2 protein-coding genes are annotated in these 890 nt (G+C 45.5%); both read right to left on the reverse strand.

Annotated features, from left to right (window positions below; all coding sequences use genetic code 11):
• Positions 1-198: 198 nt before the first annotated feature.
• On the reverse strand, positions 199-411 hold the full coding sequence (locus tag P5683_RS25375) for a hypothetical protein (RefSeq protein WP_006623862.1): 213 nt from the start codon (positions 409-411) through the stop codon (positions 199-201).
• A gap of 85 nt (positions 412-496) precedes the next feature.
• The gene (locus P5683_RS25380; RefSeq protein WP_006669809.1) at positions 497-703 is read right to left on the reverse strand and encodes a hypothetical protein; all 207 of its coding nucleotides are present in this window, start codon (positions 701-703) and stop codon (positions 497-499) included.
• Between the last annotated feature and the right edge of the window lie 187 nt (positions 704-890).

The following is an 890-nucleotide window of genomic DNA, read 5'->3' on the forward strand; positions in this document are numbered from 1 at the left end:
GTACCTGTGGAGTAGTGAAAAGTGTAAGCGTATACCTTTAAGGGGAAAGGATGTGACTGAAAGCTAATGCCTAACTGTAATGGTTAGGATATGCCCACTAGTCACGGTGTGGATATAGAGACTGCAATAAGTAAGGGTTTAATGGCGAAAGCGAGTTGAAAGACTAACGCAGACATATAGCTTTGAAAGTTGAAGTCATCAAGCGGGGGGTTGTAGCCCTGTTCCTACTGACAATAGGGTATCCACATCAGGAGCCGTGTGCTGGGAAACTCGCAAGCACGGTTTGGAATTGGAGTTGGGGAAGGCAACTTCCCTTTCGACCATAACATAACGTCCATCTTTCCAGCATTCTGTCTTGACCTTGAGTCTTCCTGCGTTGTCTGGTTGTCGAAGCCAGAGGTTGGGACACATAGATAGTTATGGGATGGTCAGGGTTACTTAGCTATCACATTAAGTCCCTTATATTCTACCAAGGGGTATAAGTCCCACGAGAAGGTTATTTCAGGCATCGCAGCCTTATTTTGTCTCCTAAACGTCTCGCACGCAATAGTAGGTTGTACCTAGTCCCGGACTTTTGTAGTTTGAGAGTCACTCCTTTGGGACATTCCCCCTTAAAGTCTTGATAGGCTTTCAGGAATCTAGCGCAACTCTCATCATAGTTACCCTTTCCCCCCACTGTAGGGAGTTTAGCGGCGTTACTCATTTTTTACTCACTTGTTACTCTACTACGGTTTTGAGTAACACCTAAGCAGCGGTAGAATAGGGGTTATAGGCTATGTATTAGGTTCAAGTCCGATTACTGGCTTTTTTTGCTGTCAGTGCGCCTGAGTCACTGATATAGCATTAGTCAAGGTGGTTAGGACGCAGCTTTGAGAACGGAATCCATGGCT

This window comes from Limnospira sp. PMC 1279.21, from assembly GCF_032349615.1.
Taxonomy (GTDB): Bacteria; Cyanobacteriota; Cyanobacteriia; order Cyanobacteriales; family Microcoleaceae; genus Limnospira; species Limnospira fusiformis.